21 protein-coding genes are annotated in these 24,232 nt (G+C 39.5%); 1 reads left to right on the forward strand and 20 read right to left on the reverse strand.

All coding sequences use genetic code 11. The features are described 5' to 3' along the window. Nucleotides 1-5 precede the first annotated feature (5 nt). From J2S17_RS05955 to J2S17_RS06035, 17 genes are all read right to left on the reverse strand, one after another. Nucleotides 6-998, reverse strand: a complete 993-nt coding sequence (locus J2S17_RS05955; protein WP_307472883.1) for an aromatic acid exporter family protein — start codon at nucleotides 996-998, stop codon at nucleotides 6-8. A gap of 163 nt (nucleotides 999-1,161) precedes the next feature. After that, entirely contained in the window at nucleotides 1,162-1,884 is a 723-nt protein-coding gene (locus tag J2S17_RS05960) for an amino acid ABC transporter ATP-binding protein (protein WP_307472885.1), read from the reverse strand. Further along, complete coding sequence (locus tag J2S17_RS05965) at nucleotides 1,877-2,536, reverse strand: amino acid ABC transporter permease (protein ID WP_307473247.1); 660 nt, start codon at nucleotides 2,534-2,536, stop codon at nucleotides 1,877-1,879. The genes J2S17_RS05960 and J2S17_RS05965 overlap by 8 nt, the downstream gene beginning before the upstream one ends. A 136-nt stretch (nucleotides 2,537-2,672) precedes the next feature. Beyond that, complete coding sequence (locus J2S17_RS05970; RefSeq protein ID WP_307472887.1) at nucleotides 2,673-3,458, reverse strand: transporter substrate-binding domain-containing protein; 786 nt, start codon at nucleotides 3,456-3,458, stop codon at nucleotides 2,673-2,675. Nucleotides 3,459-3,721: 263 nt separating this feature from the next. Further along, entirely contained in the window at nucleotides 3,722-4,159 is a 438-nt protein-coding gene (locus J2S17_RS05975) for a BrxA/BrxB family bacilliredoxin (protein ID WP_307472889.1), read from the reverse strand. Nucleotides 4,160-4,367: 208 nt separating this feature from the next. Then, complete coding sequence (meaB, locus tag J2S17_RS05980) at nucleotides 4,368-5,489, reverse strand: methylmalonyl Co-A mutase-associated GTPase MeaB (protein ID WP_307472891.1); 1,122 nt, start codon at nucleotides 5,487-5,489, stop codon at nucleotides 4,368-4,370. Next, on the reverse strand, nucleotides 5,490-7,658 hold the full coding sequence (scpA, locus tag J2S17_RS05985; RefSeq protein WP_307472893.1) for a methylmalonyl-CoA mutase: 2,169 nt from the start codon (nucleotides 7,656-7,658) through the stop codon (nucleotides 5,490-5,492). Next, entirely contained in the window at nucleotides 7,651-9,495 is a 1,845-nt protein-coding gene (locus J2S17_RS05990) for a methylmalonyl-CoA mutase subunit beta (RefSeq protein ID WP_307472895.1), read from the reverse strand. Before J2S17_RS05990 ends, scpA begins: the two co-directional genes overlap by 8 nt. A gap of 212 nt (nucleotides 9,496-9,707) precedes the next feature. Continuing rightward, nucleotides 9,708-10,172, reverse strand: coding sequence for a hypothetical protein (locus tag J2S17_RS05995; protein WP_307472897.1), 465 nt, complete (start codon nucleotides 10,170-10,172; stop codon nucleotides 9,708-9,710). A gap of 168 nt (nucleotides 10,173-10,340) precedes the next feature. Then, a complete protein-coding gene (locus tag J2S17_RS06000; protein WP_307472899.1) occupies nucleotides 10,341-11,693 on the reverse strand; it encodes a dihydrolipoamide acetyltransferase family protein in 1,353 nt (450 codons plus the stop codon). Between the two features lie 128 nt (nucleotides 11,694-11,821). After that, the gene (locus J2S17_RS06005; RefSeq protein ID WP_307472901.1) at nucleotides 11,822-12,805 is read right to left on the reverse strand and encodes an alpha-ketoacid dehydrogenase subunit beta; all 984 of its coding nucleotides are present in this window, start codon (nucleotides 12,803-12,805) and stop codon (nucleotides 11,822-11,824) included. Nucleotides 12,806-12,821: 16 nt separating this feature from the next. Beyond that, a complete protein-coding gene (locus tag J2S17_RS06010; RefSeq protein ID WP_307472902.1) occupies nucleotides 12,822-13,814 on the reverse strand; it encodes a thiamine pyrophosphate-dependent dehydrogenase E1 component subunit alpha in 993 nt (330 codons plus the stop codon). A 132-nt stretch (nucleotides 13,815-13,946) separates the two neighbouring features. Next, nucleotides 13,947-15,365, reverse strand: coding sequence for a dihydrolipoyl dehydrogenase (lpdA, locus tag J2S17_RS06015; protein ID WP_307472904.1), 1,419 nt, complete (start codon nucleotides 15,363-15,365; stop codon nucleotides 13,947-13,949). 14 nt (nucleotides 15,366-15,379) lie between these two features. Then, nucleotides 15,380-16,489: a butyrate kinase gene (buk, locus tag J2S17_RS06020; RefSeq protein ID WP_307472906.1), complete on the reverse strand. Its 1,110-nt coding sequence runs from the start codon at nucleotides 16,487-16,489 to the stop codon at nucleotides 15,380-15,382. 119 nt (nucleotides 16,490-16,608) lie between these two features. Next, a complete protein-coding gene (gene bcd / locus J2S17_RS06025; protein ID WP_307472908.1) occupies nucleotides 16,609-17,706 on the reverse strand; it encodes a branched-chain amino acid dehydrogenase in 1,098 nt (365 codons plus the stop codon). A gap of 28 nt (nucleotides 17,707-17,734) precedes the next feature. Further along, nucleotides 17,735-18,640 (reverse strand): phosphate butyryltransferase, encoded by a 906-nt coding sequence (yqiS, locus tag J2S17_RS06030; RefSeq protein ID WP_307472910.1) that lies wholly within the window; start codon nucleotides 18,638-18,640, stop codon nucleotides 17,735-17,737. A 161-nt stretch (nucleotides 18,641-18,801) separates the two neighbouring features. Next, nucleotides 18,802-20,871 (reverse strand): sigma-54 interaction domain-containing protein, encoded by a 2,070-nt coding sequence (locus tag J2S17_RS06035; protein WP_307472912.1) that lies wholly within the window; start codon nucleotides 20,869-20,871, stop codon nucleotides 18,802-18,804. A 170-nt stretch (nucleotides 20,872-21,041) separates the two neighbouring features. On the opposite strand from J2S17_RS06035, the gene J2S17_RS06040 reads away from it, so the two are divergent. Next, nucleotides 21,042-21,278 carry a DUF2627 domain-containing protein gene (locus tag J2S17_RS06040; RefSeq protein ID WP_307472914.1) on the forward strand — a complete coding sequence of 79 codons (237 nt, stop codon included), beginning with the start codon at nucleotides 21,042-21,044 and terminating at the stop codon, nucleotides 21,276-21,278. A gap of 162 nt (nucleotides 21,279-21,440) precedes the next feature. On the opposite strand, the gene J2S17_RS06045 is transcribed toward J2S17_RS06040, so the two are convergent. The 3 genes from J2S17_RS06045 to spoIVB form a co-directional block, all read right to left on the reverse strand. Continuing rightward, entirely contained in the window at nucleotides 21,441-21,644 is a 204-nt protein-coding gene (locus J2S17_RS06045; RefSeq protein ID WP_307472915.1) for a hypothetical protein, read from the reverse strand. Between the two features lie 203 nt (nucleotides 21,645-21,847). Then, nucleotides 21,848-22,636, reverse strand: coding sequence for a sporulation transcription factor Spo0A (spo0A, locus tag J2S17_RS06050; RefSeq protein WP_307472916.1), 789 nt, complete (start codon nucleotides 22,634-22,636; stop codon nucleotides 21,848-21,850). A gap of 265 nt (nucleotides 22,637-22,901) precedes the next feature. Further along, nucleotides 22,902-24,188, reverse strand: a complete 1,287-nt coding sequence (gene spoIVB, locus J2S17_RS06055) for a SpoIVB peptidase (protein WP_307473249.1) — start codon at nucleotides 24,186-24,188, stop codon at nucleotides 22,902-22,904. Nucleotides 24,189-24,232: the final 44 nt, after the last annotated feature.

Raw genomic sequence — 24,232 nt, forward strand, 5'->3', positions numbered from 1 at the left:
CCTTATTATTCTCCTGTCGCTGTCGTTTGATTCAATTTGCGAGCACCCTTTAATCCGATGAAATTACTTTTTATGATTAAATATTCTTCCATTTCTTTTGTGAAATAGAGCAGGTCTGCACGCGCTTCGAACTCTTCGCGTGTTTTAGGAAGCTCCATTTTTTCAAATTCATCTTTCATCTCATGCAGCTTTGTGATAAAAATCGATGCTGTATTGCCAGGGTGTATGTTATCTGAGAGCTCGTCAATAAAATCTGCAATCATCTCTGCCTGGTCAACATATTGATCAATCGAAGTCACAATCGGCAATACATGCTCAATAATTTCAAATTGCTTTTCTCTCATCTTAAAGTAGCTATAAAATAAACTTTCATTGCGAAGAAAATGGTTTTCAACTTCTCGAAAAGCCAATGCTTTTGCTTCTTCAATCAAACGGTAGGTTTCAGTGATCTCTCTTCCATCCCAGCTGCTTTCATTTGTACGCAAATAAATCACAATTTCATCGAAAATCCGTTTAAAATTTTGTTCGATTTCTAACTGATAATCCTTTAGCTTGGCATCCAAGCTTGGCATATAAAGATTAGCCAAAAGGGCGACCCCAATACCAATCAGAATAATGCCTAATTCATTTAATATCAGCTCAAATGTCACTTGCTCTGCTGAATAAATATGTAAAATGATTACTGCGCTTGTTACAATTCCATCACTTGCATTAACCATTACCGCTGTAGGTATAAATACCAATAGAACTAACCCAATAATTAATGGATGATAGGAAAACAATTCAAATAATATGGAAGAGATTAAAATAGCAATTATGCAAGCAAAAATGCGGTCCCATGATGCTCTTAATGACTTTTTCTTTGTTACTTTTACACAAAGGATTGTCAATATACCAGCTGACACATAATTATCTAATCCTGCCATTTGTGCAATCATGATTGCGATTGATGCACCTAGTGCTGTCTTTACTGTACGGTAGCCTATTCTAAATTTCATGATTTAACTCCTCATGACTGTCTATACGTGTATTTTATTTAATTGCATTATATGTTCATATGCTCGGCCTATGCTCGGCAATTTATTCTCGGTAAGACGATTGTTCAAGAACATAAAGAAAAGATGATCAATTTTCCTGATCATCTTTAATAGCATATCTCTTTTAGAGCATTTTTTGCAAGAAATCTTTCGCTCTATTTGATTTTGGTTGATTAAAAAATGCCACCGGTGATGCATCTTCCACAAGCACACCGTCGTCTAAAAACAACACGCGGTCTGCTACCTCGCGGGCAAAGCCCATTTCATGCGTAACAATCGCCATTGTCATTCCTGTATGGGCTAAACTCTTCATAACATCCAGCACTTCTTTTACCATTTCTGGATCAAGTGCGGACGTTGGCTCATCGAAAAGCATTACTTCAGGTTCCATCGCGAGTGCTCTTGCAATGGCCACACGCTGTTTCTGTCCTCCTGAGAGCTTATTTGGATACTCTTGTGCTTTCACAGATAAGCCCACTTTTTCTAGCAGATCTTGTCCGATTTTCTCTGCCTCCTGTTTTGACAGGCCTTTTACCTTCATCGGTGCATATGTTAGATTCTCCATAACTGTCTTATGAGGGAATAAATGAAAATGCTGAAATACCATGCCAACATTTTGTCTTACCTTCATAATATCTGTTTTATTATTCGTTATATCTTGTTCATTGATCCAAATATGCCCTTTTGTAGGATCCTCAAGTTTGTTAATGCAGCGGAGGAAGGTAGATTTGCCTGAGCCCGAAGGACCGATGATAGCCACGACCTCACCCTCTTTGATTGTTGTCGAGATTCCAGTTAATACTTCGTTGCTTCCAAATGATTTATGGAGATTTTCGATTTTAATCACTGCTTCTCATTCTCCTTTCCACTATTTTACCGAGGAATGTCAGTACCGTTACCATAAGATAATAAATAATCCCCGCTAATAGTAAAGGTTCAATGAATTTAAATTGATCCGCTCCTACCTGATAAGCGCGACGCATAATATCCATAACACCGATTGTTGTCACAATCGCGGATTCCTTCGTAAGCGTGATAAATTCATTCATTAACGCAGGTAAAATATTCTTCATTGCCTGCGGCAGAATAATGTTCAGCATCATCGGTCGATACGGCACACCTAAGGCCATTGCTGCCTCTTTTTGACCCTTATCCACTGCAAGAATCCCAGCGCGAATAATCTCAGAGATATAGGCAGCTGAATTTAAAGCAAAAGCTAATACTGCAGCAGCCACTGGTTCAATTTGATATCCTAAAATCTGCGGAGAGCCGTAGTAAATAATCATAAGCTGTAAAATAAGAGGTGTTCCACGGAAAATAGATGTATAGGCATCTGCAATCCAGTTTAGTACTTTAATAGAACTAATTTTACATAATGATAAAATGACACCGAATAAAAACCCTAATATTCCTGCCAGACATACAATTTGCAGTGTTACGCCAATACCTTGTAATATGAAGGGCAGAGAAGGGTGGACTGAAGTAAAGTCTAAGTTCATTGTCAAATATTTCCTCTCGAATTTTTTTATTGCTCCCTTAACTCTTCTATTCGGGAATGCCCGGCAATTGATGTGAGTTTCTTCATTAAGGGAAAAGACGCCCAGAAAGAAATCTTCTGAACGCCTATTAAATCATTTATTCCTTGGAGAACCATTTTTTAATGATTTCGTCCACTTCTCCATTGTCGATCATTTCTTTTAATGCTTCATTAAATTCTTCTGTTAATTCACTGTTTTTTGGCAATGCAATGGCATAACCGCCATCTGCATCTTCAATTGTAAAACCGTCTAGTTCTTCGTCCTTTTCAAAGAATCCTTGAGCAACTGTATCCTCAATGATCGCTGCATCAAGACGGCCAGCTTTAATCTCCTGGATTAGTTCTGGAATACGATTGCGATTTTCCACTTTCATATCCATTTCTTTAGCTAAATCCTTCGCTTTCGTTTCTTGAATGGAGCCTAATTGAGTACCAACAGTTTTACCCTCAAGATCATCAATTGAAGCAATATCGCTTCCTTTTTTCGTAACGATCATATGTTTGGATGTATAATAGATTTCACTGAAATCAACATTCTTCTTTCTATCTTCTGTTGCACTCATCGCTGATAGGACAAAGTCAACTTGTCCAGATTGCAGTGCTTGGATCAATCCGCCGAAATCCATGTCTCTTATTTCAACTTCATAACCTAGTTTTTTTGCCACAGCATGCGCAATGTCAGGATCCACCCCAATAATTTCATCGCCCTTTGCCGTATCAATAAATTCAAAGGGCGGGTAATCTGCTGAAGTACCCATAATTAATTTTTTCTTAGACTCGCCTTCTCCTGAACCGTTGGAGCTGCTCTCACTTGTCCCACATGCTGCTAATACACCCGCCAATAGAACAAACATCACTAGTAATGATAACCACTTCTTTTTCATTTTTTCTCCTCCCAAAATCTTATACTAGAAAATTATTAATATCCTTTTTTTGTATATAATATCTAATAAATATTCATCTAGTTGTATTTTAACACATATGAGTGGATATGCAATATTATATTTTGATAATTCTCTCGCATGAAAAAGTTTGATTTTTCAAACTTTAATTTATTATATAGGAAACTTTTGTAAATATCAAAAAAAGCCTCCAAGAATTTGGAGACTTTTTTCTGTAAGCACCTATGCTTAAACCATCTGAAATTTTAAAGTTCTTTACAATTATCTTCAAAAGATTCTTGCAGCTGTTGAACAACTGCCATTGGCTCATGGCCTTCTATTTCATGACGCTCAACCATCTTAATGATTTTTCCGTCTTTTAATAAGGCAAAAGAGGGTGAAGATGGCGGATATCCAGTAAAGAATGACCGCGCTTCAGCAGTTGCTTCTTTATCTTGACCAGCAAATACAGTGACTAAGTGATCCGGACGCTTATCATAATGAAGGGAATGAGCGGCTGCTGGACGAGCGATACCACCTGCACAACCACAGACGGAATTGACCATCACAAGTGTGGTACCTTCCTTAGCAAATGCATCCTTCACATCTTCTGCTGTTCTGAGCTCTGTATATCCTGCAGACACGATTTCCTTCCGCGCCTGCTGTACAACATCATTCATAAATAAGTTAAAATCCATATTCATTAAAATTTCTCCTCCTATTCAAATATGGTATGTACCTATCATACCAATTTGAAACCACTTTTTACAATGAAGAAACTTCTCAATTAAAAGGTTAAGAAAGAATATATTGGGTATAACTTATTATAACCCTCTCCCCCTGGGTGTGCCTGTTCTAATCAACAGGCTTAAAATCATCTAATAAGCTGCCCTTTAAAAGGGCAGCTTATTTTTATTGCTTGGAATACAGGGAGAAGAGCTCTTCAACAGCTGAAGTAACTGTTCGATCTCCCGCAATCACATCATTCTCTATTTTAGGAAGCATCACTTTAATTTCAGGCTGCTGAAAAAAACTAAACTGCAGCTGGTCCATGATCATCGAATAAATCCATTCCTTCGTTTGCAATCTTCTCCGCTCTTCAAACACGCCTGATTGCTGTGTCACTTCTGTAAATTTTTCAATGACCTGCCAAATATCAGCAATGCCTTCATTATACATAGCCGAACACGTAAATGCTCTTGACCCCCAGCCTTTCGTAGCTGGCTGTAAAAAATGCAGGATTTTATCATACTCAGCTTTTGTTCTTAGAGCCATCTGCTTATTCGCACCATCTGCTTTATTTACGATGACTGTATCTGCCAATTCCATTATGCCTTTTTTCATTCCCTGTAGCTCATCTCCTGCCCCTGTTAAAGCAAGGAGCATAAAGAAGTCTACCATATCTCTTACGATGACTTCGCTTTGACCGACGCCAACCGTTTCGACTAAAATGACATCAAATCCAGCTGCCTCACATAAAAGCATCGTTTCCCTTGTTTTCCTGTGCACACCGCCCAACTTCCCTGATGAGGGTGAAGGCCGGATAAACGCTCTCGGATTGCGAGAAAGCTGCTCCATTCTCGTTTTATCCCCAAGAATGCTCCCACCGCTTACTTTGGAGCTTGGATCGACAGCCAATACAGCAACATTTAGACCTAAATCATCGCATAAATAGGTGCCAAAGGTTTCGATAAAAGTGCTCTTCCCGGCACCTGGAACGCCTGTAATCCCAATCCTTATTGACTTCCCTGAATGGGAAAGGAGCTTATGCAGCAATACCTGCGCAGGGCGGAAGTGGTGCTCTGCATTGCTTTCAATTAATGTAATCGAGCGGGCAAGAGCGCTCCGCTCACCTTTAAGCAAGTCTTGTTCTAACTGCTCAATGTCTGGGATAGACGGGTTTCTTTTCTGAAAACGTCCTTTTTTTGACTGAGGCATAGAAGGCTCAGCATGAACACCGCTCACAACAGAAGTAGTAAACTCATCACTATTTCTTTCATTTTGATGCCATTCAGGCTTTTTAAAAGGCGCCATCTATTTCGCCACTTCCTCATATCCTAGGCGGCTATAGATTTCACGAACGACTTTCTGAGCTGCAACCGGGATGACCGTTCCTGGCCCAAAAATAGCAGCCGCCCCATTTTCAGTAAGGAAGGAGTAATCTTGAGCTGGGATAACCCCTCCAATAACCACTAGGATATCCTCTCTGCCTAGCTTTCTTAATTCCGCAATAAGTTGTGGAAGAAGTGTTTTATGACCGGCTGCAAGAGAACTAAAGCCTACTACGTGAACGTCATTCTCCACTGCCTGAACAGCTGTCTCCTCAGGCGTTTGGAATAGTGGTCCAATGTCAACGTCAAATCCAAGATCAGCAAAAGCAGTCGATATGACCTTTGCTCCTCTATCATGACCATCCTGGCCCATTTTAGCGATCAGAATCCGCGGTCTTCTTCCTTCGTTCTCTAAGAACTCATCTGTCATTGCTTTTACTTCATTAATCTCTTCTTCATTTGAGAAAGCAGCACTATATACACCACTTATGGAACGAATCATCGCTTTATGGCGCCTTGCCACTACTACAATCGCGTCGGAAATTTCCCCTAAGGTTGCTCTGACTCGCGCTGCTTGGACAGCAAGTTCGAGCAAATTGCCTTGACCTGTATCCGCAGCCAGCGTAATTGCTGATAAGGCTTCACGCACCTTTGCATCATCTCTTCCACCTTTTAAGCGCTTTAGCTTTTCAAGCTGTTTTAAACGCACTGCCGTATTATCAATATCCAGAATTTCAATTGGTTCTTCCTGATCAAGGCGGTATTTATTTACTCCGATAATAGTTTCTTTGCCTGAGTCGATTTGCGCTTGTCTTCTTGCCGCTGCTTCTTCAATTTTCATCTTCGGCAAGCCGGTTTCAATCGCTTTTGCCATACCTCCAAGCTCTTCTATCTCTTCTATATGCTCCCATGCTCGCTCCACTAGCTGATTTGTTAGTGTTTCCACATAGTAAGAGCCGCCCCAAGGGTCAATTACATTGGTAACACCTGATTCCTCTTGAAGAAACAACTGTGTATTCCGCGCAATCCTTGCTGAAAAATCTGTGGGCAAAGCAATCGCCTCGTCCAGCGCATTTGTGTGCAGTGATTGCGTATGTCCCATCGCTGCCGCATGTGCTTCAATCAAAGTCCTCGTCACATTATTAAAAGGATCTTGTTCAGTTAAGCTCCATCCCGATGTTTGGGAATGGGTACGCAATGCCATTGTTTTTGGGTTTTTTGGCTCAAATGTTTTCATCATTTTTGCCCAAATGAGTCTGGCAGCACGCATTTTAGCCACTTCCATAAAATAATTCATGCCAATTGCCCAGAAGAAGGATAATCGCGGTGCAAAGGAATCAATATCAATACCAGCCTTCAAGCCTGTTCTCACATACTCAAGGCCATCAGCCAATGTATATGCAAGCTCGATATCAGCAGGTGCACCCGCTTCCTGCATATGATAGCCGGAAATGCTGATGCTGTTGAACTTCGGCATATACTTGGAAGTATATTCAAAAATATCAGCTATAATTTTCATCGACATCTCAGGAGGATAAATATATGTATTACGCACCATATACTCTTTAAGAATGTCATTTTGAATCGTTCCAGAAAGCTTCTCCTGGCTAACTCCCTGCTCCTCTGCTGTCACAATATAAAAAGCCATTATCGGAAGAACTGCGCCGTTCATTGTCATTGATACTGACATTTGATCAAGTGGAATGCCATCAAATAGCGTTTTCATATCCAGGATAGAGTCAATCGCAACCCCAGCTTTTCCCACATCCCCTACAACGCGTGGGTGATCAGAGTCATAACCTCTATGCGTAGCTAAATCAAACGCAACAGATAGACCTTTTTGACCCATGGCAAGGTTTCTCCTATAGAAAGCATTACTTTCCTCAGCTGTAGAGAATCCTGCATACTGTCTAACCGTCCAAGGACGATTGACGTACATCGTCGGATAGGGGCCTCTTGTGAAAGGAGCAAGCCCAGGTTTATCATCCAGATGCTCCATCCCTTCAAGGTCACCCTCAGAATATAATGGTTTCACATCTATTTGCTCATTCGTTTCAAACGAAATGTCAGCTTGTTTATTTACTGGTTCATCATTTAATTGTGATGTTTCATCGAATAAAACAACTTTAGAAAAATCCGGTTTGTTACTCATTATTTTCATCCTCCAGATCATTTAATATGGAGAGAAGAGTTTCATAACAATTGCTTCTCATATGAATGAATCCTTTAACCCCTGCTTGTTCCCACTGATTCTGCTCGTCTTTCGCAGGCAGACCCGCAAGGTAAAACTGTACACTCGGATTATTGGTCTTTACCGATTGCACAAGGTCAACAACGGTCTCATCATATTGATCATTCGATCCGCATATAAAGTAATGCTTTAAACTTGATTGTTTTACAAAATCTAAGGCCGCTTCCGTATCGTCAATTTCTGTACTTTTAACTGGCTCGATTCCACCAGGTGCAAGGAAACCTGTGATAAAATCCATTCTAGCTTTATGAGCCTTCAACGGTCCAAGGCAAATCAACCCTGCCTCTGGCTGAATACCTGTTCCCTTTAAACCCTCTGCTTTTCTGCGCAAATGCTCGAAGGGTTCTGATAACCGTGATTGCGGTATGATCTGAATTTCAGTGTTCCTTAAATTCAAATCATTCTGTCTCTCAGTCAATGGCTTGTCCTGGAGATTAGCATAGATATTTGTACCAATCATGCTTTGCTTCCTTACAAATGTATCTTCTTGCCTTTTAGAACGAATAGCCGCAACCTGTTCTTGAATCCAGCCCGATTTCAAAACCGCTTCCATCCCATCTCTCTCGTCAATCTGAAGGAAGAAAGCCCATGCCTGTTCCGCCAATTCCTTGGTTAGATGCTCGATATACCATGACCCTCCAGCAGGATCAATGACCTTTTTCAAATGAGCTTCTTCTCTTAAAATGAGCTGTGTGTTACGGGCAATTCTATCGGAAAAGTTTGAAGATGCGCCTTCAGGTGCATTGTAAGGAGCAACGTGCAAGTATTGAATACCGCCAAGCACGGCAGCAAATGCCTCATTGCCTGACCTAAGCATATTAACATATGGGTCATAGGCCGTTTGTGTAAACGATGAGGTCTCGACAGCGATGACCATTCTTCTGTCCACAACAGCAACGCCATAAGCCTCCGTTACTTTATTCCATAATAGTCTTGCAGCTCGAAGCTTGGCGATCTCCATAAAAAAGTTTGCACCCGTTGCGTATTTGAATACAATTTTTTGTACTATTTTTTCAATGCTCATGCCCTGGTTGAGCAAGCGCTCAATATGATTCACTCCTACAGCAACGGATACAGCCAGTTCTTGGACTGCATTGGCACCACCGTTATGATAAACAGATGAATCTACTATTACAGTTTGAAGTTTCGGTAAATGCTTGTCTGCTGAGGAAACTGCCTCTGCCCAGCCTGAATAGCTGGTATCTATGCTTGCTCCGGTCTTAGCTGTCACTGCTAGAGGATCCATTGCAATATATCCTTCTATTTCTTCGCTTTTATTTAAAGTCTGTAATTGGTCAAAAATCGGCTTTAATGATTTTTCAGTTACGATGCTAAATGGATATTGTTCATGCAGTCCTTCAACAATCTGGACGAGCCCGGTTGCTGCCATTGCATCGATATTGAAAGCAATTGCGGTTTGTCCTGTTTTAAATGCTTGCAAAAGCTTTTCTCGCAATATCTGGGGATCTGTTTCAGTCATCTTTTGGGAGATATTCCAATCCCTCTCAACATATCCTAATGAGTCCATTCCTCTTCTAAAGTCACCTTCACCTGGATATTGCGACACATCTTGATGCAGGTCCTCATTCGTGTAAAGCGGTTTCAATTTTATGTTTTCATATGTATTTCTTGATAATGCATCGATGGATTTGCCCTTGAGAGTATCCTCGGCTTTTAGCTTCCAATCTTCTATGCTTTGCGGTTTGAAAGATTCATTTTTCATATGATCTAATGCCATAATTTCACTGCCTATAGTTAGACAGCCTTCCCTCCCCTCACCTAATCACATCATTATAAACAAAGATAAAAAATGCCTTTGTAATTTTACTAAAATTCTAAATATATATGTCTAATTGTAGTATACCTGAAGAAAACAAGCAATATGTAAGGGGCGAGCAGTGGGTGAATGAATGCGAGGTGATTCTTTGTGACATAGTAGAATCAAATTACTTATGATTGAAAGTGGATGGTTCTTAGTATTTGGATTAGATCGACATGTAAATCCGTTTTTCCTTTAAAAAGATGTGTAAATAATTGGATTAGAACATGAAAATTCGCTTTCCCTTTAAAAAGATGTTCTAATAGTTGGATTAGAACATGATAATCCGTTTTTCCTTCAAATAGATGTTCTAATAATTGGATTAGAACATGAAAATTCGCTTTCCCTTTAAAAAGATGTTCTAATAATTGGATTAGAACATGAAATTCCGCTTTTCCTTTAAAAAGATGTTCTAATAATTGGATTAGAACATGAAATTCTGCTTTTCCTTTAAAAAGATGTTCTAATAGTTGGATTAGAACATGATAATCCGTTTTTCCTTTAAAAAGAAGTTCTAATAATTGGATTAGAACATGAAATTCCGCTTTTCCTTTAAAAAGATGTTCTAATAATTGGATTAGAACATGAAAATTCACTTTTCCTTCAAAAAGATGTTCTAATAATTGGATTAGAACATGAATATCCCATCTTCCTTCATAAAATGGTTATAAAACAGCACAGCACACACATTCCTTTCTCCACTATAAAGTCACTGCAAATAAAAACCCACTGCGCAGTAAGCGCAGTGGGTATGATTCTTCTGATTAATAAACAGAAGTGTTTTCTTTAGAAATGTTCTCAAGAATTTCTTTCACGCGTTTTAGGAATTGTCCACAAACAAGTCCGTCTAGTACGCGGTGATCTAGAGACATACATAGGTTAACCATATCACGAACACCGATCATGCCGTTGTCCATAACAACTGGGCGTTTAACGATTGATTCAACTTGTAAAATCGCAGCTTGCGGGTGGTTGATGATACCCATAGACTGAACAGATCCGAATGAACCTGTGTTATTTACAGTGAATGTGCCGCCAGACATTTCAGCACCAGTTAATTTACCAGCACGTACTTTTCCAGCTAGCTCGCCAATTTCACGCGCAATGCCTTTGATTGTTTTTTCATCAGCATTTTTAATAACTGGAGTGTAAAGAGCATCATCTGTCGCAACAGCGATATTAAGATTGATGTCTTTTTTGCGTACAATTTTATCGCCAGCCCACATAGAGTTGATTTGCGGGTATTCTTTAAGCGCTTGTGCAACTGCTTTTACGAAGAAAGCGAAGAATGTAAGGTTGAAGCCTTCTTTTTTCTTGAATTCTCCCTTGATAGAATTACGGTAATCAACAAGGTTGGTTACGTCAATTTCCATCATTGTCCAAGCATGTGGTGCTTCGTGCTTGCTCTTAAGCATGTTAGCCGCAATCGCTTTACGGATACCAGTAACAGGGATTTCTTCATCGCCTGGTACAACTGGTACATTTGTTGCAGCTGCTTTAGCTGGCTTAGAAGCTGCTTTTGGTGCTTCTTGTTTAGGAGCTTCTGCTGCTTTTGGTGCTTCTTGTTTAGGAGCTTCTGCTGCTTTTGGCGCTTCTGCTTTTGGTGCTGAAGCGGCAGTTGGGATTTCACCAGAGTCGATAATCTTGTTAAGATCTTTGCGAGTGATTCTTCCACCTGTACCTGTACCAGTTACTTGGTTCAAGTCAATGCCATGCTCTTGAGAAAGTTTTAGCACTGCTGGTGAGAAACGCCCTCTTGGTACGTCAGCTTGTGGTGTAGAAGCTGCTGCTTTATTTTCAGCTACAGGTGCTTCTTCTTTAGCTGGCTCAGATTTTGATTCAGCAGGTGCTGAATCAGCGTCAGAACTTCCGCCACCTTCAGTTTCAATTGTTAAAATAACTTCCCCTACTTCGTATGTTCCATCTTCTTCAGCAATTAATTCTTTAATTACGCCGTCAAATGATGAAGGAACCTCAGCGTTAACTTTATCAGTCATTACTTCTGCTAGTGGATCATATTTATTAACTTTGTCACCTACAGATACTAACCATTTACTAATCGTACCTTCTGTTACACTTTCACCTAATTGAGGCATTTTAATTTGTTCAATAGCCAATGGGTTAACCTCCTTATTACATTTAGCTGTATATTAGCAGCTCTGCGTTCTCTCTTTATATCGGAGAAGATGCAGGGAGAGCTTGGGATAAGATTCTCCCGCTTCTTCTAATTAGCGCATATTTTATATTAAAATTCAGCTAGTTCTCTCATAGCTTTTTCTACTTTATCCGGGTTAACCATGAAGTATTTCTCCATAGTTGGTGCATAAGGCATTGCTGGAACATCTGGACCTGCAAGACGCATGATTGGTGCGTCAAGATCAAACAGGCAGTTTTCAGCGATGATTGAACCAACTTCACCCATGATGCTTCCTTCTTTATTATCTTCTGTTAATAGAAGGACTTTACCAGTTTTAGAAGCAGCTTCAATGATTGCTTCTTTATCTAACGGATATACAGTTCTCAAGTCAAGAACATGTGTGGAGATTCCGTCTTTAGCTAATTTTTCTGCAGCTTGAAGTGCAAAGTGAACACATAGTCCGTAAGTGATAACTGTAAGATCTTCACCTTCGCGTTTCACATCTGCCTTGCCGATTGGAAGTACATAATCATCATCAGGCACTTCGCCTTTAATTAAACGATAAGCACGCTTATGTTCAAAGAACATTACCGGATCTTCATCGCGAATAGCTGCTTTTAACAAGCCTTTGGCGTCATATGGAGTAGACGGCATTACGATTTTTAATCCAGGTTGATTAGCGAATACTGCTTCAACAGATTGCGAGTGGTATAACGCACCATGAACACCGCCGCCATAAGGGGCACGGATAACCATTGGAACGCTCCAATCGTTGTTAGAACGGTAGCGGATTTTTGCTGCCTCAGAAATAATTTGGTTTACTGCAGGCATAATGAAATCAGCGAATTGCATTTCTGCAATTGGACGTAAACCGTACATTGCTGCACCGATACCTACGCCGGCAATTGCTGATTCTGCAAGTGGAGTATCAAGAACACGGTCTTCTCCAAATTTTTCATATAAGCCGTTAGTAGCTTTAAATACGCCACCTTTACGTCCTACGTCTTCACCTAGTACAAATACTTTTGGGTCTCTTTCCATTTCTTCGCGCATCGCCATAGTGATCGCATCAATATAAGAAATTACTGCCATGTTTGTTCCCCCTTACTTATTCTGCATAAACGTATTTCATTGCAGATTCTGCATCCGCATAAGGTGCAGCTTCCGCGAAATCAGTTGCTTCGTTAACAATTGCCATAATGCGATCGTTCATTTCTTTTTCTTTCGCATCATCAAAGATTTTATTTTCTTTAAGGTAAGCTGCAAATGTAATGATGGAATCATTTTTCTTCGCTTCTGCTACTTCCTCACGGTCACGATAGCTTCTATCATCATCATCAGAAGAGTGCGGAGTTAAGCGGTAAGAAACTGTTTCAACAAGTGTTGGACCTTTGCCAGCACGGCCTCTATCGGCAGCTTCTTTAACTGCTTCATATACTGCAAGTGGGTCATTACCATCAACAGTCACACCTGGCATACCATAACCGATTGCACGATCAGATACTTTTTCACATGCTAATTGCTTTTCAATTGGCACAGAAATCGCATATTTGTTGTTTTCACACATAAAGATAACTGGAAGTTTATGAACTCCTGCAAAGTTAGCACCTTCATGGAAGTCACCTTGGTTAGATGAACCTTCACCGAAAGTAACAAACGTACATAAATCTTTACCTTCCATTTTACCCGCTAAAGCAACACCAACAGCGTGTGGTACTTGTGTAGTAACAGGAGATGAACCAGTTACGATACGGTTGGATTTTTGTCCGAAGTGACCTGGCATTTGACGTCCGCCAGAGTTTGGATCTGCTGCTTTTGCAAATGCAGAAAGCATTAATTCTTTTGGTGTCATACCAAATGCCAATACTACCCCCATATCACGATAGTATGGAAGAGCATAGTCCTTTTCACGATCTAGAGCAAATGCAGCACCAACTTGAGCTGCTTCTTGTCCTTGACATGAGATAACAAAAGGAATTTTACCTGCACGGTTTAAAAGCCACATACGCTCGTCAATACGGCGAGCTAAAAGCATTGTTTCATACATTTCCAATACTTTTTCATCACTTAAACCTAAAGCTTTATGACGATTTTTACCCATTTCAAAACCTCCTAAAAATATATAGAGAAGAGCTTTATAGCAATCTCTAATTTAAACCTTTTTTACAAGAAGTTGACCAAGCGCTCTCCGCTTATTCTAGCAAGCATAGAACACCTGGAAAATGCTTGTTAATTACCCGTGAATTGCTTTGCCGTCCACTGCTAATGCAGCTTCTCCGATCGCTTCAGACAATGTTGGGTGCGGGTGAATTGTATGTCCAATTTCCCAAGGTGTTGCATCAAGAACTTTCGCAAGACCCGCTTCAGAAATCATATCTGTTACGTGTGGTCCAATCATATGAACGCCAAGAATATCATCTGTTTCCTCATCTGCTACAATTTTCACGAAGCCATCAGATTCACCGAATACTAATGCTTTTCCGATTGCACGGAAAGAGAACTTACCGATTTTTACTTTATGTCCTTGTTCTTTTGCTTGATCTTCTGTGATACCAACACTCGCTGCTTCTGGAGATGAGTAAATGCATTTAGACACAAGATCGTAATCAATTGGAGATGGGTTTTCATTACTGATATGCTCAACTGCATGAATACCTTCATGAGATGCAACATGAGCTAATTGCAGTCCACCAATTACATCACCGATTGCATAAATATGAGATTCTTTTGTTTGGAGGTTCTCGTTTACAACGATATGACCTTTTTCTACTTGAATATCTGTGTTCTCAAGACCAATACCTTCAGTATTTGCTTGACGGCCAACTGAAACAAGAATTTTTTCAGCTTTGAATTCTTTTTGTTTTCCTTTTACTTCTGCAGAAATGGTTACACCTTCACCTTGAGCAAGTGTTTCAGGAAGCACTTTTGCATTTGTTACGATGTTTACGCCTCTCTTCTTCATTAGGCGCTGCATTTCTTTAGAAATATCTTTATCTTCAGTAGGAATAATGCGATCTGCAAATTCTAGTACAGTTACATCTGCACCAAAGTCTGAAAGCATTGAAGCCCACTCGATACCGATTACTCCGCCACCCACAATAATAATGGATTTAGGAATCTCTTCCATTGATAATGCTTCATCTGAAGTCATCACATTACCGCCAATTTCTAAGCCAGGCAATGTTCTTGGACGTGAACCAGTTGCAATGATTACGTTTTTAGGTATTAACATTTCATTTTCTTCACCGCTGTTTAACTCAACAGAGATTGTACCAGCAGTAGGAGAGAAAATAGAAGGTCCTAAAATACGGCCAAGTCCTTCATATACATCAATTTTACCTTGTTTCATCAAATGTTGAACACCTTTATGCAATTGATCAACGATTTTACTTTTTCTTTCTTGAACTTTAGCGAAGTTTACAGAAACATCTTTAGTAATAACTCCGAATTCTTCACTTTTCTTTGCTGTTGCAAATACTTCTGCACTTCTTAAAAGTGCTTTACTTGGAATACAACCTTTATGAAGGCATGTACCGCCTAAATTTCCTTTTTCAACTAATGCTGTTTTTAAGCCTGCTTGCGAAGCACGAATCGCTGCGACATATCCGCCTGTGCCTCCGCCAAGAATGACTAAATCATATTCTTGTGCCATGTTATTTCCTCCAATCAATTAACTGATGCTGTTGTATTTTCGTTCCCTGAATAAACTTTTTCAGCCTCTTCGCCGCGCAATACGCGTAGAGCGCCTTCAGCTAATGCTTGTAGTTCATTTTCACCTGGTTGGACAATGACATCGGCAATCCAGTTGATATAACTAGAGATATCATTTACAAAGTCCTTGCCATAAGCTAGTCCGCCTGTAAGAACGATCGCATCTACTTTGCCTTTTAATACTGCACTTGCAGAGCCAATTTCTTTGGCAATTTGATAAGCCATAGCATTGTAGACTAATGTTGCTTTTTCATCGCCGTCAGCAACCATTTGTTCTACTTTCACTGCATCGTTTGTTCCTAAATATCCAACAAGTCCGCCTCCGCCAACTAGCATCTTCATTACTTCCTCACGGTAGTAATCACCAGAGTAGCATAAAGAAATAAGTTCGCCTGCAGGAACTGTACCAGCACGTTCAGGACTGAATGGACCTTCGCCATGAAGTGCGTTGTTAACATCAATTACTCTTCCTTTTTCATGTGCACCAATTGAAACACCGCCACCCATATGAGTAACAATAAGGTTTAGGTCTTCATATTTCTTACCTAAATCTTTTGCAACTCTGCGCGCCACTGCTTTTTGATTTAATGCATGGAAGATGCTTGTTCTTTCAATTTGCGGGAATCCTGAGATGCGGGCAATCGGGGCCAATTCATCAACTACTACCGGATCAACGATAAAGGAAGGAATATTTAAGCCTGTAGCAATTTCATACGCAATAATCCCGCCAAGATTCGATGCATGCTGTCCAGAAAAACCAACTTTAAGATCTTCTAGCATTGCATCATTGACCGCATATGTGCCACCTTCGATTGGTCTTAAAAGCCCACCGCGGCCACATACTGCATTAAGTTTTGAAATATTGATGCCTTCTGCATCTAAAGTTTCTAGAATGGCATTTTTACGGAATTCGTATTGATCGATAATGTTGTCAAAAGTATTGATTACATCTGTATCATGTCTTAGAGTTTTCTCAAAAACAGAGCTATCATTATCGAAAACACCGATTTTCGTCGAAGTTGAACCTGGGTTGATTACGAGAATTCGATTAATTTGTTCTTGCACAACTAAACCTCCATTAAAAATGATTAGTCAATAACTCGCACTAACCATTAGCCTCTTTGTTCAAATAAAAATGTGTAGCAGGCGCCGAAAAAACTCGGCGCTTGCTTCTTTTCATAGCCTTACTTGCGACGGCTTAAGATGTGATGTCCGTTTTGAAGGAATTGACTGCGAGATTTTTGCATTTTAGCAATTCTTTCTTCAGCCATACGATCAGCTGCTTTGTAAGTTGGAATTCCGTCACGTTTTGAGATTTCCATAACCTTTGCAATCGTATCGTAAAGACCTTCAACTTTTTTCATAGCGCGTTCTGCATTGTAACCATATAATTCGTCAGCTACGTTAATTACTCCTCCAGCATTGATTACATAGTCAGGAGCATAAACGATACCCATTTCGTGAATTTGATCACCATGGCGCTCTTCTTTCAATTGGTTGTTCGCAGAACCAGCGATTACTTTTGCTTTAAGTTGTGGAATTGTGTCATCATTTACTGTTGCACCAAGTGCACATGGAGCATAGATGTCACATTCAACACCATAAATTTCATCAGGATCTACAGCTTTCGCACCGAAATCATCAACCGCACGTTGTACAGCTTCTTTGTTGATATCAGTAACGATTAGTTGCGCGCCTTCTTCGTGTAAATGTTTGCATAGGTGGTAAGCAACGTTACCTACACCTTGAACTGCAACAACTTTACCTTCTAATGAATCAGTACCGAACGCTTCTTTAGCAGCAGCTTTCATACCAACATATACACCATAAGCAGTTACAGGAGATGGGTTACCTGAAGAACCGAATGCCGGAGAAATACCAGTTACATAATCAGTTTCTTCGTGAATAAGATCCATGTCAGCAACAGTTGTTCCTACGTCCTCTGCAGTGATATAACGTCCGTTTAATCCTTGAACATAACGGCCAAATGCGCGGAACAATTCTTCATTTTTATCTTTGCGTGGGTCACCGATGATAACAGTTTTACCGCCACCAAGGTTTAAGCCAGCTGCAGCATTTTTGTATGTCATACCTTTAGCAAGGCGAAGTGCATCTTCAATTGCTGCTTCTTCAGAAGCATATGTCCACATACGAGTTCCACCTAATGCAGGTCCTAAAGTTGTATCATGGATAGCGATGATTGCTTTTAATCCTGATTCTTTATCTTGGCAAATTACTACTTGCTCATAGTCATATTTTTCTAGGTATTTAAAGATTTCCATTTTAATTTTCCTCCCTGAGTTGCGTGAATTATTTTGAAGCAGAGCAAATTGCTAATGCAAGAGAATATAGCTTGCTTTCAGCAGAATCGGCTCTGGATGTTAATACGATCGGTGCTTTGGCTCCAGCAATTACTGCTCCTACTTTCGCCTTTGCAAAATAAATCAAAGATTTATAAAGAGTATTCCCAACTTCAATTGTTGGTACTAATAAAATATCAGCTTGTCCAGCAACCTCGCTTTTAATGCCTTTATGTTCTGCTGCAATCGCAGATACGGCATTGTCTAAAGCCAATGGTCCATCGACAATACAGCCAGTAATTTGGCCGCGCTTGTTCATTTGTGTTAATGCAGCTGCATCCAATGTTGCTTGCATTGCTGGATTAACAACTTCAACTGCTGCAATCGGCGCTACACGCGGTGTTTCAATACCAATACCTTGTGCAATTCCAACAGCGTTTTTAGCGATTTGAGCTTTTTGATTAAGATCTGGCTCAATGTTCATCGCTGCATCTGTGACAATTGTAAATCTGTCAAAGTCAGGAACTTCAAAGACTGCCACATGAGATAATACATTTCCAGTGCGAAGACCGTATTCTTTATTCAATACAGCTTTTAAAATAACCGCAGTTGGGATATTACCTTTCATTAATACAGTGGCTTTCTTTTCCTTAACAGCTTTAACTGCCATTTCAGCAGCAGCAGCACTAGAATCTGCATGTATAATGTTTAGCTTATCGCTTTTTGCTATCTCAGCATGGTGCGCATTTATTATTTGAAGGATTTTTTCCTTGTCTCCAAACAATAGGAAGCTTGCCATATTTCGTTTGACCGCTTCAGCAACAGCTTCAAGAACTTCTTCATCTTCAGCTGCAGCTACCGCTACCGTGCTTTCTTCGTATTGGGTTGCTTTCTCTATAAGCGAATCCAATTTCATCTGTCTCAACCCCTTTACTAAAAAAGTGCTGTGCAAATTTAAGAAAATCTTCTTTTGCTACACCCACTATTTATATATGCAAGTAGTGTGCCAACTTTCAATTCCTTGAAAACGCTTTATTCATCATAATAAAGCGTGCAACTTTTTTCACAGTGCGAAAATTATTGCATGCTATCATTTGCAATTTTGTATTTCTCAAGCTTGTAATATAAATTTCTTACCGACAATCCAAGTTGTTTTGCTGTTGTTGTTTTATTTCCATTCATTTTTTTCAAGGTTTGAATAATCACTGTTTTCTCGAATTCCTCAAGTTGATGATTGAGTGGCTGTTCGCTTTCACTTTCAATATAAAATCTATCCTGATGCTTTGATGTAGTTTCTTGATTGATTAATCCCGGAATATGTTCTTTATCGATTTTTGTTTGGTAGCCCATGAAAATCATAGCTCTACCGATAATATTGTCCAATTCTCTCACATTTCCTGGCCAATCATATGCCATTAGTGCTTCCATCGCTTCTTCAGTGATTCCTTCAACATTTCGTCCATATTCCTGATTGATTTTTTCAATAAGACGCTCACTGAGCATAGGGATATCTTCTTTCCTTCTGCGAAGTGGGGGAATATGAATCGGCATTCTGTTGAGTCGATAATAAAGATCTTCTCTAAATGTCCCATTCGCAATGGCCTTTTCAAGGTTCACATTAGTTGCCGCAATCACCCTTACACTAATTTGAAGTGGCTTTGTACCGCCTACTCGTGTAATTTCTCCCTCTTGCAGCACCCTTAGTAGTTTTGCCTGAGTATTAGCAGTTAACTCGCCAATTTCATCCAAGAAGATGCTTCCTTTATTCGCCTCTTCAAAAAGCCCTCGTTTCCCGCCTCTTTTCGCACCTGAGAATGCTCCTTCTTCATATCCAAAAAGCTCACTTTCAAGCAAGGATTCTGCTAAAGCAGCACAGTTTACTCTGATAAATTTGTTATATTTCCGGTCACTAGCATTATGAATGGCATGGGCAAATAATTCCTTGCCTGTTCCTGATTCTCCACGCAGGAGTACAGTTGCAGGGGTTTTCGCCCCTAGCTTTGCCTGTTCTATCGGAATCGTCATTTCTTCGGTTTGGCCGATAATATCTTGGAATGTATACTTCGCTTCGAGATTTCTTATTATTTGTCTCGCTCGATTTAATTCTCTGCTCACATTTTGCAAGTCAGTCACATCATGAAGAACGCCAACGCTTCCTTTCAGCTTGCCATCAACAATTACTGGCGCAACATTCACAATGACTTCCTTCTTCTTCGGGCCCACTCTCATAGGTACGCCCCGCACAGCCCGTCTAGTATTCAGTACTTTCATATGAACACTTTCGCCTTCTGATATGTCAGCAGTAGCTGGCATACCAATGACTTCTCCTTCTGAAAGTCCGGTAATTCTAGAATAGGCAGGATTGATTAAAAGCCCCCTGCCATGTTCATCAACAACAGAAATCGCCTCATCACTTGAGTGAATGATTGCTTGAAGCATCGTTTTTATTTCCTTTAAATCCGTCAATTCCTCTGCTAAATTCACGACCTCTGTTATATCTTTAAAAATAGAAACAGCGCCAATAATTTGCTGATTATCTCCAATAACAGGTATTCTGGTTGTAATGATTTTTATTCCGCTATTCAACACAAACTCTTGATTGATTTCAATTCTTTTGGTTTCCAGGACACGAGGAAGCAAGCTGCCAGTAATGACGTCACCAACTCTATTACCTAAAGCCGCTTTTTTCGAGACCCCTGTCATTGATTCAGCACTGCGATTAAATAAAATAATGTCCTCATCTTGATTTATTACAATCATACCGTCATCCGTTGAGTTGAAGATCAGATCAAATTTGTAAGTTTGATTTCTTAGTTTTGCAATCAAATCTTCCTTTTGTTCCAAGAGCTTCGCCATTAAATAAGCTACACTGCCAGGTATAAAAATTACCCGATCATTCAGTACAGCGCGAATCTCCTTACAAACTGACTCATCACCTGTCACTTCAATAATGATATCTATCTCTTCAGTTAGGAATAGGCGCCAATCAGAACCCGTTCTTATTCCTTCTTTTTTGGCTAAAGCAAGCCCTGGGGCTTGTTCATATTTATCCACCATCGCTTCTACTTGAAGCATTGTTGCTTCTTTGAGCAATTTAAAGATGGCAGTCCCGCCAGTTCCGGCACCAATTATAACAACTTTTTGCATATTTTCACCCTACCCTGAATTTTCTTTCAATTTATGTATGCAAATCATTTCATACTATTATTAAACCGAAAAACGATGCGATTTACAAATATCTTCGCTGATTGACTTTTTTCATATATAATAGCTATATCAGATACAATTTCTAATAAGAGTGAAATGAAAGGAATATCATGATTAGAATAATTGCATTATCCATCTTAGTCATTCCCGGTATCCTTGCTGTTTATGGGATTAAATTAATGAGAGATATGGTTTTCGGGATTTTACAAAGCCCTTTTCCATACCTTTGGCTTCAATTTGTTTGCGGACTGCTATTCGTCATGCTTGGCATAGGCTTCATCGCAGGATTTATTTTACACCGCGATCGTAAAAGAAACAAAGTCCAAGACAAATTTAAAAGCAACTGAACCAATAGCGTATAGTAGTGCCTCCTGCAGCTTCAGCTTATAAAGTAAAAAGTGATTGTGGCGGGATGTTCGCACGGTTCCAATTCACGTGAAGCAGCATCTCCTTAAGATTCATGTTTTTTTCTTAAAAAGCGATGTGAAGAATATCTTCACATCGCTTTTTTAATGTTTATTCAGTCCGCACTTTTCACAATAGATGAAATGATTATGAATCATGCACAGATGATTGGTCAATCTGTTTCCACAGTCAGTACAGCGATAAATTCTGTCCTGATTTCTCTCATGTGATGAAAATAATGAACGTTTTATTTCTTCATTTATTTGTGATGAAAGACCATATTGCCATGAAAACTTCTTACTCTTCATATCTGCCCCTCCCCATTACATACTTACGTTCATAACCGATTTTTCATGAGAGAAAAAACTTGTATGGCGGTCCGGCGTTAGTCCATTTCTTTTTAGTCAATCAACTCGATGAAATTAAAAAAAATCGCCGACCATTATAAGGCTGACGATTGGGTGTCCATTCTGTATTGATTTTTATCGGAATCAACTGCGGCCTAACCCTTTCAAGAAGCTTTATGCTCCAAGCGCAGCTTATCAGCAACCATTGCAATAAATTCGCTGTTTGTCGGTTTGGCTTTTGTCATGCTTACAGTATAACCGAATAACGAGGAGATTGAATCGATATTCCCTCTGCTCCACGCTACTTCAATTGCATGGCGAATTGCACGCTCGACCCGGCTCGCTGTCGTATTATACTTCTTAGCAATATCAGGATATAACACTTTCGTAATGGATCCTAACAACTCAATGTCATTATATACCATCGAAATCGCTTCTCTCAAATACAAATAACCTTTAATATGCGCAGGCACACCTATTTCATGAATGATGCTTGTAATGCTGGCGTCAAGGTTCCTTGGCTTGGATTCCATTTGGGATCGGTAGCTTGAGTTCGGCTTACGCATAATTGGGCTTGATTTCCCGCTTACTTGGCGAATATGACTTGCTAAGTTATCCATATCAAACGGTTTAAGAATAAAATATGAGGCACCTAAATCAACAGCCTTTTTCGTCACATCTTCTTGACCAAATGCAGTTAGCATAATTACACTCGGAACTGAAGTTTTATTCATTTCCCTCATCTTTTCAAGAACAGCAAGACCATCTAAATGCGGCATAATAATATCTAATACGAGAACATCCGTTTCAATGTCCTCAATGATATTTAAACAATCTTGACCGTTATGAGCTAATCCTACCACTTCCATGTCTTCTTGTGATGAAATATACTCTTCTAATAGAGCCACAAGCTCCCGATTATCGTCTACCACGCATACTTTAATCTTTTTCAATTGAACTTTCCTCCTCAATGCAATGTTGGTCTCTTTTTTTTGATCGATATCTCTATTTTCTAAATGACAAATTCGACAAAGGAATTGAAAACCCTTTTACTTTTTATATTTTTCTTATAAAATCTTATAAAATCTTTTATTTTCTTTCATTTTCTCTCATTTTCGACTATGTTCGATTTTTTATTCTTCATTTGTCGAATAATCTTTATGTATATACTTTAACATAAAAACAAAAAAAAAGCGGGAATTTCCCGCTTTTTCCAAATTACGACGCTTTTTCTTCTGATTCATAAATATCAATTCCCGCCTCATTTAGCATCCACTCAATATGGACACCATATCCGCTTGTAGGGTCATTGACAAAAACATGCGTCACCGCTCCAATTACCTTACCGTCCTGTATGATGGGGCTTCCACTCATACCTTGTACAATGCCACCAGTTTTATCTAACAGCTTTTGATCAACTACTTTGATGACCATTCCTTTTGTAGCAGGAAATTTTTGTGGAATTGTACTTACTATTTCTATATCGAATAATTGAACTTCATCATCTTCAACAACTGTTAATATCTGAGCTGGTCCTTCTTTTACTTGGTGAGAAAGTGCAATTGGCATCGGCTTGTCAAAAAGGCCATTTTTGATGCCATGATTTAATTCGCCAAATATTCCAAAGGGACTATTTCTAACAATATTACCAATGACTTCTTTATCATTTGAAAAACGCGCTAATTTTTCTCCGGGATTTCCATTGCTGCCTTTTTCTATTGAGGTAACCGTTGATCGAACAATTTGTCCATCATCTACAACAATTGGTCGTTTTGTATCCATATCTGAAATTACGTGACCTAAAGCACCATACTTTTTTGTTTCCGGATGATAAAAAGTCATCGTTCCAATGCCCGCTGCTGAATCTCGAATATAAAGACCAAGCTTAAAGTTTGCTTCCCCTTTTTCTTTCAAGGGTGTTAATTCTGTTTCAATTTTTCCTTCTTCTCTCGTTAAAGAAATCTTAAGCGGTTTCCCACTATTACCTGATTCTTGAACAAAAGGGGCGACATCTGACATCTTTTCTATTGTCTTTCCATTGATTTCTGTAATAATGTCCCCAACTTTTACTCCGGCCAAATCGCCAGGAGATGCTTTGCCTTCTGTGGTATTTACTTGATGGTGGCCAACCACCAATACGCCAACAGTATTTAATTTTACACCAATTGATTGACCGCCAGGAATCACTTTAAAATCCTTAAGTACATTCACATCCACTTTTTTTATTGGAAAACCCGCAAGCTCTAAGAACATTTCACTTTTCCCCTGCTCCATAGCTGTAAGTGAAACGGAATGTGCATCCTGTTTAATCGCCATATTGTCGTTGTTAGAATTTAGTGTTGCCGTTACAGGCTCTGCCTTTGCAAAATCAAGCTGCTGCCCTTCAAAAACTGTAATATGATGAGGAGTATTTACATACTCCTGAAAAGGTTTTGAGAATCCAATTACAATTAATGAAACAAGGAGAATTCCACCAATTATTTTGCGTATTGTGTCATATGTCATCTTTTCACTCTCCTCGCTTCTTGTCGTGGCTACATATATAATTT

The sequence above is a fragment of the Cytobacillus purgationiresistens genome (assembly GCF_030813235.1).
Lineage (GTDB): Bacteria > Bacillota > Bacilli > Bacillales > Cytobacillaceae > Cytobacillus > Cytobacillus purgationiresistens.